Origin of the sequence: Pseudomonas gorinensis, from assembly GCF_042015035.1 — a bacterium.
Classification (GTDB): domain Bacteria; phylum Pseudomonadota; class Gammaproteobacteria; order Pseudomonadales; family Pseudomonadaceae; genus Aquipseudomonas; species Aquipseudomonas gorinensis.
In genome coordinates, this window is record NZ_CP167125.1 from 4,860,391 (window position 1) to 4,874,155 (window position 13,765).

Genomic DNA, 13,765 nt, shown 5'->3' on the forward strand with positions numbered 1-13,765 from the left:
GTAGCGATTCTTGGGCGCAGGGGCAGTTGTCACAATTGACCGCAGTATCGAGATTGCTAGTTCCTTAGTAGCGGGTCTGGCCGCTCAGCGCGCCGAGTCGACGCGTTGCATCTGCTCGCGCTCATAACGCGGATACAAGTGGCTGACGCTGCGGATCAGTTCGTAGCGGCTCAGGCTGATGGCGGCGAAACGCTCGGGAATGGGGCTGCGGATCATCTCGGCCATGTCGCTGCCCTGGGCGGCACCGTCGCGCAGCAATTGGTCGAGCCAGGTGAGGTAGTCGCGCATCTGGGCGAAGGGCTGCGCGTCACTGGCGACCGGGCCGTGGCCGGGCACGATCAACGTCCAGGGCAAAGCTTGCAGGGTGTCGAGGTCGGCCAGCCACGCCGTCAACCCAGGGCTGTTGGGCGTGGTAAGCGCGCGTTGGTAGAACACCAGGTCGCCGGTAAACAGTACGCCAGTGCTCTGGTCGAGAATGGCCAGGTCGGCGCCGGTGTGGCCGGTCAATGCGAGCAGGCGCAAGTCGTGGCGGCCAACGCTCAGCACACCGGGTTCCAACACCTGGGTGGGCAACACCACCTCGGTGCCGCGCATCCAGTCGCCGACCATGCGGTAGAGGTTTTCCGCCATGCCGTCGCCTTGCTCATGCAGCAGGCGCGTGGTGTCGGCCAGGGCGCCGATAGGCACGTCCTTGAACGCCTGGTTGCCCAGCGCATGGTCGGGGTGATGATGGGTAATCAGCACCTGGATCACCGGCTTGGGGGTGACGCGGGCGATGGCCTCGCGCATGGCTTCGCCGTAGCGCCGCGACGGGCCGGTGTCGATCACCACCACGCCCGCCTCGGTGACGATAAAAGCGGTGTTGACGATATTGCCGCCATTGGCCTTGGCGAAGTTGTCGGTACTGCCTTCGAGCAGCCAGGTGTCATCGGCGATCAACCGTGGCTTGAGGGCGTAGTCCAGGTCCGCCAGCGCGGGCAGGCTCAAACTCAGGCACAGCAATAGAATCCAGCGCATGCCGCGCTCCTTCTGGTCAGGGAATGGCGGCGTCGAATTCATTGCCACTGTTGTCGCGCAACACCAGGCGGGTCGGCCCTGGCGCGTCGATATCAAAGGCCAGGTTGGGGTTTTCGCTGACCGCCGGGAACAGCTCCAGCTCGGCCAGCACCTGGCCGTCCTGGCCCCGCAGTTGCGCATGGTTGAGGTAGAACTCGGGGATGCCGCTGACCATGCCGTTGTCCATCGGATGCGCCACCTGCACGCGCACCCGACTGAACTCGCCACGCGGGTAACGCCCGCCGAGCACTTCACCGATGTGTTCTTCCCAGCCGGGCTGGGTGCGTACCACGCTGGGCGCGGTGCAGCCGCCGCCGGCCGCATCGATCAGGGTCGAGCCGACGTGCCACAGCCCGTCGTCGGTGAGCACTGCCGCGCGCAACGGCGTGGCCTGTTCGATACGAATCCGCAGCGATAGCCACGGCAGCACCCCGGCCTTGGGCTGGAAGTCGACGATCTTCGGCAATGGGTTGAGCTCGGCCCAGGCGAGGATTTTCAGCACATGGCCCTTGAACACCCGGGCGTCGATCTCCAGCGGCACCTGGCGCGCATCTTCGGCAAACGGCGGCGCCATCAGCTTGACCCGTTCGTCGAACACAAACGGCGCTTCGGCCAGGAACTGCTTGTGGTAGAACGCCCACATCACCGACGGCACCGGATCCTTGCCTGGCTCGACGTCCACGGCGTGGGCCGCCAGCGGTAACCAGCAGGCCAGCAGGCAGCTCAGTCGCACGTTCAGTCGCCAGATCATCGCCTGCTCCTATTGGTACATCTCGGGCACTTCGTATTGCAGGCCGTAATGGCTGTAGATGGCTTGCAGCGAACCGTCGCGGATCAGGCCTTCAAGGGCCTCTTCCACCGCGTAGGCCAACTGGCGATTGCTTTCATGCACCGCCATGCCGATTTCCCAGCGTTGCCTGCCCATGTTCGGGTAGGCGTTCTCGGCCAGGGCCAGTTGCGGGTCGTGGGCCTCATGCACCTGCCAGTCGATTTCGCCACGCATGGCCATCACCGCATCGACCTCACCGGCCTTCATCGCCGCAAAGGCCTGGGGCACGCCGGGGTAGTGATGGGTCTTGCCGGCAAGCATGCCGTTGAACACCGAGGTCAGGTAGAACGACGGCACGCTGTCGACTTCGACACCGACCGGGTGCTGCTCGAACACCGCCACGCTGGCGACCTTGTCCAGGCGCCGGCGATCGTAGGCCACCTGCCATTGTTCGTTCTGGTAAGGCCCGAACATCACCACATGGCCGTTTTCCAGCTCGCCCTGGTCATTGCGCTTTTGCGCGTAATCGCGGTCGTAGGGCGCGCGCATCATCAGGTCGGCCAATTGCTGGTTGTGCAACGGGCTGCCGCGCCAGATGTAGTCGCGCAGGTCGTCGTCAAGCTTCTCGCCGGCCGGCGCCCAGATCAACGTGAGTTGCACCCCCAGCGCCTTGGCCAGGGCCTGGGCCAGCTCCACGTCGACCCCACGCGGGGTGGCGCCGTCTTCAAAGCTGTAGGGGGCAAAGTCCTTGTACACCGCCACTTTCAGTTCGCCGTCGGCGATCATCTGGTCATAGCTGCGCACCTGTGCCTGTGCCGTCTGGCAACACAGCAGGGCCAGGCCAAGCACATAAGCGAACAGGCGCATGGCTTACTCCTCGACGTGCACGGTGTCCAGGTAGGTGCGCACGGCCCACAAGGCTTCCTGGCTCAGGTAGTCGGCCATCTTCGGCATATACACCCGGCCGTCGCGTACCGCGCCATGACGCACGCGCTCGACGAACCACTCATCACCGGCTTCGCCCACGTCGAGCATGCGCAGGTCGGGGGCGATGCCGCCGGACTTGGCTTCCAGGCCGTGGCAGGCGGCGCAGTTCTGGTTATAGGCGGACGAGCCGATTTCCACGGCCCGGTCGTGTTCAGGGGAGGTGCGGTACGGATTGACCGCCGCCCAGCCGTCTTCGTTGACCGGCACGCCGGCGTCCTTGATCGAGGTCAGGCCCTTGGTTTCCACGGCTTGCGGGACCACGTTGCCATGGGCCCAGGCGGAGCCCGCAGCGATCACACCGGCCAACAGCCCGGCGACAAGCAAGGCGTTGTGTTTTGTTGTCATTATTTTTGCCCTCAGGATTGCACGCAAAACCTCATTGCAGAGGCTATGGCAACCATCTTAGAAACCCCGGGGCATGGGCCGTATGCTGCTTTGGTGGCCGGCTTATCCTCCCTTGGTAGTAGGGCTTGTGGGGCACGCCTAAAACAGCGGCGCCACGGGAAGTCTTCCCGGCCACAGCGGGCGTTTTTCCGTATCCGTCCGGCCCCCTGACGCTCCACCCTGTGCAGGCCAAAACCTCCACTGGGAACTGCAACCATGACAATAAGATCGCTACCCGCCCTCTCACCTTTAAGCCTTGCCGTGCAAGCCTTCGTGCTGGTGGGCAGCCTGTCCCTCAGTGCCGCGGGCTATGCCGCCGCCGAGCCCGCAGCAAAGCAAACCCGCAACGTCACCTGGGAAGACATCGCCAACGACCACCTGACCACCCAGGACGTGCTGCAATACGGCATGGGCACCAACGCCCAGCGCTGGAGCCCGCTGGCCCAGGTCAACGACAAGAACGTGTTCAAGCTCACCCCGGCCTGGTCCTACTCGTTCGGCGATGAGAAACAACGCGGCCAGGAATCCCAGGCCATCGTCAGCGACGGCGTGGTCTACGTGACCGGTTCCTACTCCCGCGTGTTCGCCCTCGACGCCAAGACCGGCAAGCGCCTGTGGACCTACAATCACCGCCTGCCCGACAACATTCGCCCCTGCTGTGACGTGGTCAACCGGGGAGCGGCGATCTTCGGCGACAAGATCTACTTCGGTACCCTCGACGCGCGCCTGATCGCCCTCGACAAGAACACCGGCAAAGTGGTGTGGAACAAGAAGTTCGGCGACCACGCCGCTGGCTACACCATGACCGGCGCCCCGGTGCTGATCAAGGATAAGGTCAGCGGCAAGGTGCTGCTGATCCACGGCAGCTCCGGCGATGAGTTCGGCGTGGTCGGCCAGCTGTTTGCGCGCGACCCGGACACCGGCGAAGAGGTCTGGATGCGTCCGTTCGTGGAGGGCCATATGGGCCGCCTCAACGGCAAGGACAGCACGCCGACCGGCGACGTGAAAGCCCCGTCGTGGCCGGATGACCCGACCACCGAAACCGGCAAGGTCGAGGCCTGGAGCCACGGCGGCGGCGCACCTTGGCAGAGCGCGAGCTTCGATGCCGAGACCAACACCATCATCGTCGGCGCCGGCAACCCCGGCCCGTGGAACACCTGGGCGCGCACCTCCAAGGACGGCAACCCCCACGATTTCGACAGCCTCTACACCTCCGGCCAGGTCGGCGTCGACCCGAGCACCGGCGAAGTGAAATGGTTCTACCAGCACACACCGAACGATGCCTGGGACTTCTCCGGCAACAACGAACTGGTGCTGTTCGACTACAAGGACAAGGACGGCAAAGTGGTCAAGGCTACCGGCCACGCCGACCGCAACGGTTTCTTCTACGTGGTCGACCGCAACAACGGCAAGCTGCAGAACGCCTTCCCGTTTGTCGACAACATTACCTGGGCCAGCCATATCGACCTGAAGACCGGCCGCCCCGTGGAAAACCCAGGCCAGCGCCCGGCCAAGCCATTGCCGGGTGAAACCAAGGGCAAACCCGTGGAGGTCTCTCCGCCGTTCCTGGGCGGCAAGAACTGGAACCCCATGGCCTACAGCCAGGACACCGGCCTGTTCTACATCCCGGGCAACCAGTGGAAAGAGGAATACTGGACCGAAGAGGTCAACTACAAGAAGGGCTCGGCCTACCTGGGCATGGGCTTTCGTATCAAGCGCATGTATGAGGACCACGTCGGCACCCTGCGCGCGATGAACCCCACTACCGGCAAGGTGGTGTGGGAACACAAGGAACACCTGCCGTTGTGGGCCGGCGTGCTGGCGACCAAGGGCAACCTGGTGTTCACCGGGACCGGCGATGGTTTCTTCAAGGCCTTCGACGCGAAAACCGGCAAGGAGCTGTGGAAGTTCCAGACCGGCAGCGGCATCGTCTCGCCGCCGATCACCTGGGAACAGGATGGCGAGCAGTACATTGGCGTCACCGTCGGCTATGGCGGCGCGGTGCCGTTGTGGGGCGGCGACATGGCCGAGCTGACCAAGCCGGTGGCGCAAGGCGGGTCGTTCTGGGTGTTCAAGATCCCGAGCTGGGATCAGAAAACCGCGCAAAAATAACCCCTGCGAGAATGCCGGGCCGCCTTTTGCAGTAAGCGGGCTCCTGTGGCGAGCGGGCTTGCCCTAATGCCGTTCAGTTAAGCGTACATCGCCTTCTGTAGGAGCGAGCTTGCTCGCGAAAAACGTCAACGATAACGCGTGTTTCCTGAGTGAACGCGGCGCCTGTGAGTTCTTCGCGAGCAAGCTCGCTCCTACAAAAAAGCCTTAACTGAACGGCATTAGGGCAAGCCCGCTCGCCACAGTAAGCCCGCTTGCCACAGTAAACCCGCTCCCCACAGGATCCCTAGAGGTTGCACGATGAACTACCTGCCCTTGTTACTCCTGCTCTCCCTGCCCCTGGCGCACGCCGACGACGGCGACGACGCCCCACTGGTCGTCAACGGCTGTACGATCGCCGAACACAGCCAATGCCCCGGCGCCAACCTCAAGGGCGCCAACCTCAGCAACCAGGACCTGAGCAGAATGAACCTGGCCGGTGCCGACCTGCGCGACGCCGATTTGCGCCATGCCAACCTCGACCTGGCCAACCTGGAAAAAGCCCGGTTGCAGGGCGCCAACCTGACCCGCGCCAGCTTGCAGCAAAGCAACCTGCGCCTGGCCGACTTCACCGGCGCGACGCTGATGGCGATCCAGGGTTGGGGTCTGTTTGCCCAGGGCGCACAGTTCGAAAACGCCAACCTCAGCGCGGCCTACCTGCAATTCGCACGGCTGTCGGGGGCAAAAATGCACAAGGCCAACCTGCGTGCCGCCGACCTGGAAATGACCTGGCTGAGCAAGGCCGACCTGCAAGGAGCGGACCTGAGCGATGCGAATCTACAGGAAGCCAAGTTCGGCGAAAGCAACCTGGAACAGGCCACGCTCACCGGCAGTCGCCAGCACTATGCGAACTTTCAGGATGCCAATATGGAAGGCTGCAAAGACTGTCCTACCACCTGGAATCGCTAGACCACCACGATTCAAAATGTGGGAGGGGGCTTGCCCCCGATGGCGGTGGATCAGTCAATGCCTGAGTGACTGAAGCACCGCTATCGGGGGCAAGCCCCCTCCCACATTTGAAGGGTGTAAAACAGAGAGAAAACTGTCAGCCCGCTACGCGCACCACGCCCATGTCGATCCCCAGATGCACCAGTTCGGCATGGGAACTGACCTGCAACTTGCTCTTGAGCAAGGTCAAGTGGTTGGACACGGTCTTGCTGCTGATATTCAGCTGGTCGGCAATCGCCCGGGTAGGCGTGCCCTTGGCCAGCATCAGGAAAATCTCCAGCTCGCGCGGGGTCATGCCCTGCAGGCGTTGATCGCTGGGGGTGTAGGCCAGCTCGGTGGCCAGGGCCTGTTCGATATAGGCGTGGCCGTCGAGGATGCGCCGCACCGCTTCGATCAACACCTCGGGCGCCGAGCTTTTGGTCAGATAGCCTGAGGCCCCCGCCTCCAGGGCCTGGCGCACCAGCGGTAATTCGTCGTGCATGCTGAAGAACAGCACGCGCAACTGCGGCAGGCGCTGGCGCAGGCGGCGCGTGGTTTCCAGGCCGCTGATACCCGGCAGGCCGAAGTCCATGATCACCAGGTTCGGCACCGCTTCCTGCACGCGGCTGAGGGCTTCTTCACCACTGGCCGCCTCGCGCACTTCAATGGCCGGCAGCAGCGCCCGCAACAGGCTGGCATAGCCCTGGCGCACCACCGCGTGGTCATCCACCAACAGAATATTCATGAAGCCTCCAATGGCATGTTCAACGCCAGCGCCCAACCGGCGCCGGGATGGCTGAGGATTTTCAGTTCACCGCCCAGGCAGCGCGCGCGTTCGGCCATCGAATACAGGCCGACACCCGGGCGCTGCGGCGTGTGTGCACCGCGCCCGTTGTCGCGCACCCACAGGCGCAGGCGCGAACCGCGATGGTGCAGGCGCACGCAGACATGGCTGGCGTCGGCATGCCGCACGACATTGGTCAGGGCCTCCTGGAGCAGGCGGTAGAGGTGGGTCTTGCTCGCTCCGGACAATGCCGGCAAATCGGTGCTGACCCGTAGCCGGCAATCGATGCCATGGCTGGCCTGCCACTGCGTGACCAGCATCGAAAAAGCCTCGGCCATCGGCAGGTGTTGCAGGGCCACCGGGTACAGGTCGTGGACCAGCGCGCGGAAACCTTGCTGCAAGTGGTCGCAGTGATCTTCCAGTTGCGCCACCGTGCGCGCCAGCAATGGCGGCTGGTCGGTGACCAGGCGTAACAGGCAGGCCTGGGCGCGAATGCCGGCCAGGTATTGGCCCAGGTCATCGTGCAGGGTCTGGGCCAGGTGATTGCGCTCCTGCTCCTGCACCGCCATCAGGGTCTGGGTCAGTTGGGTGTTGTCGGTGCGCGCCTGCTCCAGGGCGTGGGTCATGCGGTTGAAATGCAGCGCCAGTTGCCGCGCTTCCGGCGACCCCGCGCTGTGCAGACGGACATTGAGCTGACCGGCGCACACCTGCTGCAGGGCCCGCAGCAACTCATCGAGCACGCCCATGCCACGGCGCACCGCCCAACGGATGGTCAACAGGCTCAAGGCCAGCGCCAACGCGCACAGGCCCAACAGTTGTTGCAGGGAGTCCCAGACTTCGTCGATTTCATCCCGTGGGTCGACCGCGATCGACACGCGCCGGCCGTCCGGCAAGTCCAGTACCTGGGGACTGCGCCGCGCCTGGGCAAACAGCAGGCGGCCGAGCCAGGCATCCAGGCCATCTGCCGCCGGTGCCTGCAAGGTTTCGCCAGGCCCCAGCCAATGCACGCGCACATGACGCAGGCTGGCGGTGAGGTGTGGCTGCAGGCTGGCGGGGTCGCGCTCGGCGGTTTCGCTGAGGTAGTGCACCACCGCTTCGGCCGATTGCAGCTCGCGCTCCACATCCGCCAAGGCCTGGTGCATCAACAGGCCAGTGCAGGCGCAGGTGACCAGGGCGAAAAAGCCGCACACCCACAGGTTGATGCGCCACAGCGCCGACATGCCTAGCGCGCCACGCTGGCGGGCACGCTCGACGCCGGGCGTGGTGCGTGCAGCTTGTCGACGCCGATCAGGCTGACGATCAGCAGGAACGGTAGGAGCAGGACCTTGAGGATGTGCATGAGCGTTCATCTCCCGAGTGAGCGCGACGCGGATGCCCCATGCTAAGACCGCGCCACGCGCGCGGGGCTACTACCTTGGTACTGCCCCAGCGGTACTTTCTGCATATTTGCAGCGCCCCCAAGGGTTCCTATGCTGGCGCTACCTGTCATGGAGTGCCTTATGCGCCTGCTCGCCCCCTACGCCGTGCTGTACCTGCTGGCGATCGCTTGCGCCGCCGGGGTGGCCAGCGCCAGCCAGGCCGCCGAGGCGCCGCTGGCGGTACAGATTGGCTACCTGGGCTACCGGCCGGATCCGGGGCCGCTGCTGTCGAATGTGATCCCCGAGCCGAGCGATGCCGGGCAACGCGGCGCCGAGCTGGCGATCATCGACAGCAACAGCACCGGCGCCTTTCTCAACCAGCGCTACAGCCTGACCAGCGCTACGGTGGACACCCCCGAGGCCCTGCTCGCCGCCGCCCAGGCCCAGCACGCCCAGGGCCTGCGCGTGTTCGTGGTCAACGCCCCCGCCGCCAGCCTGCGCCAACTCAGCGCGGCACTGCCCGACAGCCTGCTATTCAACGCAGGCAGCCCGGATGACAGCCTGCGCAGCACCGACTGCCTGGGTAACGTGCTGCACAGCCTGCCGAGCCGGGCCATGCTCGCCGATGCCCTGGCGCAGTTCATGGTGGTGCGCAAATGGCAAAAGGCGCTGCTGATCGTCGGCCCCACCGAGGATGACCAAGCCTACGCCGCCGCCCTGCGCCGCGCCGCCAAGCGTTTCGGCGTGCAACTGGTGGCGGAAAAAGCCTGGCGTTTCGATAACGACCAACGCCGCAGTGCCCAGGCGGATATGCCGCTGTTCACCCAGACCGCCGAATACGACGTGGTACTGGTGGCCGATGAGCGCGGCGACTTCGGCGAGTACGTGCCCTACCAGACCTGGTACCCGCGCCCCGTCGCCGGCACTCAGGGCCTGACGCCCACCGGCTGGCACAAAACCGTCGAGACCTACGGCGCCGCGCAATTGCAAAAACGCTTCGAGGCCCTGGCCGGGCGCTGGATGAACGACCGCGACTTCGCCGCCTGGATGGCCGTGCGCAGCGTCGCCAGTGCGGTCAACAAGTTGCGCCAGGTCGAGCCCATGGCCATCCGCCAACTGGAGATCAGCGAACAATTGCCACTGGACGGTTTCAAGGGCCGCAAGCTCAGCTACCGCCCGTGGAACGGCGAGTTGCGCCAACCGATCCCGATCGTGCAGCCCCGCGCCCTGGTCAGCACCTCGCCCCAGGACGGTTTCCTGCACCCCTTCAACGAAATGGACAGCCTGGGCTACGACAAGCCCGAGGTGACCTGCCGCTTCCCCTGATCGCTCCCCTACTCACAATAATAAGGAATCCGCCATGCGCCGCACCCTGCTCTCATGCGCCCTGCTGCTTGCCGCCGGGCACGCCATGGCCAGCACCGCCTGGGTCTCCAACGAGAAAGACAACAGCCTGAGCCTGATCGACATGCAGACCCTGCAAGTCACCGACACCCTCAAGGTCGGCCAGCGCCCAAGGGGCTTGTTGCTGTCCCACGACAACACGTTGCTGTACATCTGCGCCAGCGACTCGGACCGGGTACAGGTGATGGACGTGGCGACGCGCAAGATCATCAAGGAACTGCCCTCCGGCAAGGACCCCGAGCAGTTCGCCTTGCACCCCAATAACCGCTGGTTGTACGTGTCCAACGAAGACGATGCGCTGGTGACAGTGATCGACACCGAGACCTCCAAGGTGCTCGGCCAGATCAACGTCGGCGTGGAGCCTGAAGGCATGGCCGTGAGCCCGGACGGCAAGTGGGCGGTGAACACCAGCGAAACCACGAACATGCTGCATTGGATCGACACCAGCACCCAGACCCTGGCCGACAGCACCCTGGTGGACCAGCGCCCGCGCTTCGTCGAGTTCAACCACGATGGCTCGCAGCTGTGGGCTTCGGCGGAAATCGGCGGCACCGTGACCATCCTCGACGTGGCCAGCCGCACGATCCTCAAGACCCTGACCTTCAAGATCAAGGGCGTGCACCCGGACAAGGTGCAGCCGGTCGGGATCAAGCTCAGCGCCGACGGCAAGTACGGCTTTGTCGCCCTCGGCCCGGCCAACCATGTGGCGGTGATCGATGCCAAGACCTTCGAAATCCTCGACTACCTGCTGGTGGGCCGCCGCGTCTGGCAGATGGCATTCACCCCGGACGAAAAACAGTTGCTGGCCACCAATGGCGTGAGCGGCGATGTATCGGTGATCGATGTGGACAGCCTCAAGGTGATCAAGTCGGTCAAGGTCGGACGTTATCCGTGGGGCGTGGTGGTGACGCCATGAACGCCCTGGAGGTGCGCGACCTGAGCTTCGCCTATGGCGCACGCCAGGCCCTGCACGAGGTGAGTTTCAGCCTGGCGCCCGGAGGGTTTGCCGCGTTGCTGGGGCCCAACGGCGCGGGCAAATCCACCTTGATCGCGCTGCTCACGCGGTTGTACGACTTGCAAAGCGGCGATATCCGCGTGGGCGGCCACTCCCTGCGCGATGCGCCACGCGCAGCACTCACGCAACTGGGGGTGGTGTTCCAGCAAAGCACCTTGGACCTGGATTTGAGCGTGGAGCAGAACCTGCGCTACCACGCCGCGCTGCACGGCTTATCGCGGCGCCAGACCGACCTGCGCGTTGCCGCCGAGCTGGCGCGCCAGGCCCTGACGGAACGGCGCCGCGAAAAAGTCCGCGAACTCAACGGCGGTCACCGGCGCCGCGTCGAAATCGCCCGGGCGTTGCTGCACGAACCCCGCTTGCTGCTGTTGGATGAAGCCAGTGTCGGCCTCGACCCCGCCAGCCGCCTGGCCCTGAACCAGCACGTGCGCAGGCTGTGCCTGGAGCAAGGCATCAGCGTGCTGTGGACCACCCACCTGCTCGATGAAGTGCAGCCCGACGATGCGCTGATGATTCTGCACCAGGGCCGCTTGGTGGCCAGCGGGCAAGTCGACGCGTTGATCCAGGCCCAGGGCGGCGACCTGGGCAGCGTGTTCGCGCGCCTGACCCGCCCCGCCCCCACAGGAGCCGTGGCATGAACGCTTACTGGCAATGCTTGCGCGGCATCGTGCTGCGCGAGTGGCTGCGCTTTGTGTTGCAGCGCACCCGGTTTCTCAGCGCCCTGGTGCGCCCGCTGTTGTGGTTGCTGGTGTTTGCCGCCGGGTTCCGCGCTGCGCTGGGCATTTCGGTGATCGAACCCTACGACACTTACATCCCCTACGAGGTCTACATCATCCCGGGGCTGGCCTGCATGATCCTGCTGTTCAACGGCATGCAGGGTTCGTTGTCGATGGTTTACGACCGCGAGATGGGCAGCATGCGCGTGCTGCTGACCAGCCCGCTGCCGCGCACATTTTTGCTGTGCAGCAAGCTGCTCGCCACCGCGTTGATTTCGCTGTTGCAGGTGTACGGGTTCCTGGCGATTGCCTGGGTGTATGGCGTGCAACCGCCGGCCATGGGGCTGCTGATCGCCCTGCCCGCCTTGCTGCTGGTGGCCTTGATGCTGAGTGCCCTGGGCCTGCTGCTGTCGAATGCCATTCGTCAGTTGGAAAACTTTGCCGGGGTGATGAATTTCGTGATCTTCCCGCTGTTTTTCCTGTCATCGGCGCTGTACCCGCTGTGGAAGATGCGCGACTCCAGTGAATGGCTGTACTGGTTGTGCGCGATCAACCCGTTTACCCACGCCGTGGAGCTGGTGCGCTTTGCCCTGTATGAACGCTTCGCCGGCCTGGCCCTGGCGGTGTGCCTGGGCTTGACCGTGCTGTTCGCGGTGTTGGCGGTACTGACCTTCAACCCTCAGCATGCGGCGTTGCGCAAAAAGGGCTGAGGCTGGCAAAAACTACTACTTTAGTACTGGTTTTCCTGTCTATCGTCGCATTCCCAAGGGCTCGGGACTCACGTGTAATGGCCGCATAACGATAAGGATTGCCCCGCCATGCTGCCTGCCCGACTGCCTCTGTTGGCACTGCTGTGTCTGTTCATCGCTTACGCGCATGCCGACACCCCACTGTTTTCCGCCGACGGCTACCGCATCAGCCTGTACCGCAGCCCCACGCCCGATCACTTGCCGGGCGCCACGATCATCGACACCCCGGCCCTGCAAGCCCTGCTGGCGCAGACCCCGGCACCGGTGCTGATCGACGTGTATCGGCGCCAATGGCTGCAAGGTCGCTTCATCGAAGACCAGCCTCACGCCAACCTGCCCGGCAGCCACTGGCTGGCCAATACCGGCGATGGCGACCTCACGCCGGAATGGCAAAGCTACTTCGTGCGCCACCTGTACACCTACAGCGGCGGCGACCCGACACGACCGCTGGTCTTCTATTGCCGCTCCGATTGCTGGTTGAGTTGGAACGCGGTAAAACGTGCCGCCAACCTGGGCTATACCTCTGTGTACTGGTATCGCGATGGCCTGGATGCCTGGGAAGCGGCGAAGCTGCCGGTGTCGGTTGCGCAACCCGAGCCATTTGAATAACCACAATAAGAAAGGTGAACGGCCATGTACAAAATCCTGATTGCCGATGATCACCCGCTGTTTCGCGAAGCGATCCATAACGTCATCAGCGACGGTTTCCCCGGCAGCGAAGTGATGGAGACCGCCGACTTGGACAGTGCCCTGGCGCTGACCCAGGAACACGACGACCTGGACCTGATCCTGCTCGACCTGAACATGCCCGGCATGCACGGCCTCAATGGCCTGATCAACCTGCGCAACGAGTCGCCGACCATTCCGGTGGTAATCGTGTCGGCCGAGCAGGACAAGCAGATCGTGCTGCAAGCCATCACCTACGGTGCCGTTGGTTTTATCACCAAGTCCTCGCCGCGCCAGCAGATGACCGAGGCGATCCAGCAGATTCTCAACGGCAACGTGTACCTGCCGCCGGACATCATCCGCACCCAGAAAACAGGTACCCACCGCCGCCTCAACGAAAACCCCGGCTTCGCCCCCGAACTGCTGCAGGCATTGACCCGCAAGCAGTTGCTGGTCCTGGAACGCATGACCAAGGGTGAGTCGAACAAACAGATTGCCTACACCCTGGAAATTGCCGAGACCACCGTGAAGGCCCACGTGTCGGCGATCCTGCGTAAATTGAATGTGCACAACCGGGTGCAGGCGATACTCAGTGCCGGAGATATAGATTTCGGCTCGTACCTGCGCCGCTGATCGTCCAGAAACAACACAGTTCAAAGGTGGGAGGGACTTGCCTCCAATGGCAGTGGGTCAGTGACATAAAAGTTGACTGATACACCGCTATCGGGGGCAAGCCCCCTCCCACAGGTTGATCTGCATTTGATGGGGTTTCGGGGTTCACTTGCCGAGCAGGTAGCCCGCA

14 protein-coding genes are annotated in these 13,765 nt (G+C 64.0%); 8 read left to right on the forward strand and 6 right to left on the reverse strand.

What is annotated here, in order from left to right; translation table 11 throughout:
- Window positions 1-84 precede the first annotated feature (84 nt).
- The 4 genes from AB7933_RS21965 to pedF are packed head-to-tail and all read right to left on the reverse strand — an operon-like array spanning window position 85 to window position 3,157.
- Window positions 85-1,017: a quinoprotein relay system zinc metallohydrolase 1 gene (locus tag AB7933_RS21965; RefSeq protein WP_024076313.1), complete on the reverse strand. Its 933-nt coding sequence runs from the start codon at window positions 1,015-1,017 to the stop codon at window positions 85-87.
- Window positions 1,018-1,033: 16 nt separating this feature from the next.
- Entirely contained in the window at window positions 1,034-1,795 is a 762-nt protein-coding gene (locus AB7933_RS21970) for a quinoprotein dehydrogenase-associated SoxYZ-like carrier (protein WP_041161256.1), read from the reverse strand.
- A gap of 21 nt (window positions 1,796-1,816) precedes the next feature.
- Window positions 1,817-2,692, reverse strand: coding sequence for a substrate-binding periplasmic protein (locus AB7933_RS21975; RefSeq protein WP_024076315.1), 876 nt, complete (start codon window positions 2,690-2,692; stop codon window positions 1,817-1,819).
- 3 nt (window positions 2,693-2,695) lie between these two features.
- A complete protein-coding gene (pedF, locus tag AB7933_RS21980) occupies window positions 2,696-3,157 on the reverse strand; it encodes a cytochrome c-550 PedF (RefSeq protein WP_024076316.1) in 462 nt (153 codons plus the stop codon).
- Between the two features lie 255 nt (window positions 3,158-3,412).
- Here pedF and exaA point away from each other — a divergent pair, with 255 nt between their 5' ends.
- Entirely contained in the window at window positions 3,413-5,308 is a 1,896-nt protein-coding gene (gene exaA / locus AB7933_RS21985; protein ID WP_024076317.1) for a quinoprotein ethanol dehydrogenase, read from the forward strand.
- Window positions 5,309-5,605: 297 nt separating this feature from the next.
- The gene (locus AB7933_RS21990) at window positions 5,606-6,253 is read left to right on the forward strand and encodes a pentapeptide repeat-containing protein (RefSeq protein WP_024076318.1); all 648 of its coding nucleotides are present in this window, start codon (window positions 5,606-5,608) and stop codon (window positions 6,251-6,253) included.
- Window positions 6,254-6,389: 136 nt separating this feature from the next.
- Here AB7933_RS21990 and AB7933_RS21995 read toward each other — a convergent pair whose 3' ends face one another.
- Both AB7933_RS21995 and AB7933_RS22000 read right to left on the reverse strand, forming a co-directional pair.
- Window positions 6,390-7,016, reverse strand: a complete 627-nt coding sequence (locus AB7933_RS21995; RefSeq protein ID WP_024076319.1) for a response regulator transcription factor — start codon at window positions 7,014-7,016, stop codon at window positions 6,390-6,392.
- Window positions 7,013-8,275 (reverse strand): sensor histidine kinase, encoded by a 1,263-nt coding sequence (locus AB7933_RS22000; RefSeq protein WP_024076320.1) that lies wholly within the window; start codon window positions 8,273-8,275, stop codon window positions 7,013-7,015. Before AB7933_RS22000 ends, AB7933_RS21995 begins: the two co-directional genes overlap by 4 nt.
- Window positions 8,276-8,554: 279 nt before the next feature.
- Here AB7933_RS22000 and AB7933_RS22005 point away from each other — a divergent pair, with 279 nt between their 5' ends.
- From AB7933_RS22005 to AB7933_RS22030, 6 genes are all read left to right on the forward strand, one after another.
- On the forward strand, window positions 8,555-9,739 hold the full coding sequence (locus AB7933_RS22005) for an ABC transporter substrate-binding protein (RefSeq protein WP_024076322.1): 1,185 nt from the start codon (window positions 8,555-8,557) through the stop codon (window positions 9,737-9,739).
- 34 nt (window positions 9,740-9,773) lie between these two features.
- Window positions 9,774-10,733 carry a YVTN family beta-propeller repeat protein gene (locus AB7933_RS22010; RefSeq protein ID WP_024076323.1) on the forward strand — a complete coding sequence of 320 codons (960 nt, stop codon included), beginning with the start codon at window positions 9,774-9,776 and terminating at the stop codon, window positions 10,731-10,733.
- Window positions 10,730-11,470 (forward strand): ABC transporter ATP-binding protein, encoded by a 741-nt coding sequence (locus tag AB7933_RS22015; RefSeq protein ID WP_024076324.1) that lies wholly within the window; start codon window positions 10,730-10,732, stop codon window positions 11,468-11,470. Before AB7933_RS22010 ends, AB7933_RS22015 begins: the two co-directional genes overlap by 4 nt.
- Window positions 11,467-12,258, forward strand: a complete 792-nt coding sequence (locus AB7933_RS22020) for an ABC transporter permease (RefSeq protein ID WP_021492851.1) — start codon at window positions 11,467-11,469, stop codon at window positions 12,256-12,258. Before AB7933_RS22015 ends, AB7933_RS22020 begins: the two co-directional genes overlap by 4 nt.
- Window positions 12,259-12,366: 108 nt before the next feature.
- Window positions 12,367-12,906: a PQQ-dependent catabolism-associated CXXCW motif protein gene (locus tag AB7933_RS22025; protein WP_024076325.1), complete on the forward strand. Its 540-nt coding sequence runs from the start codon at window positions 12,367-12,369 to the stop codon at window positions 12,904-12,906.
- Between the two features lie 24 nt (window positions 12,907-12,930).
- Window positions 12,931-13,596, forward strand: coding sequence for a response regulator transcription factor (locus AB7933_RS22030; protein ID WP_024076326.1), 666 nt, complete (start codon window positions 12,931-12,933; stop codon window positions 13,594-13,596).
- The last annotated feature ends 169 nt before the right edge of the window (window positions 13,597-13,765 follow it).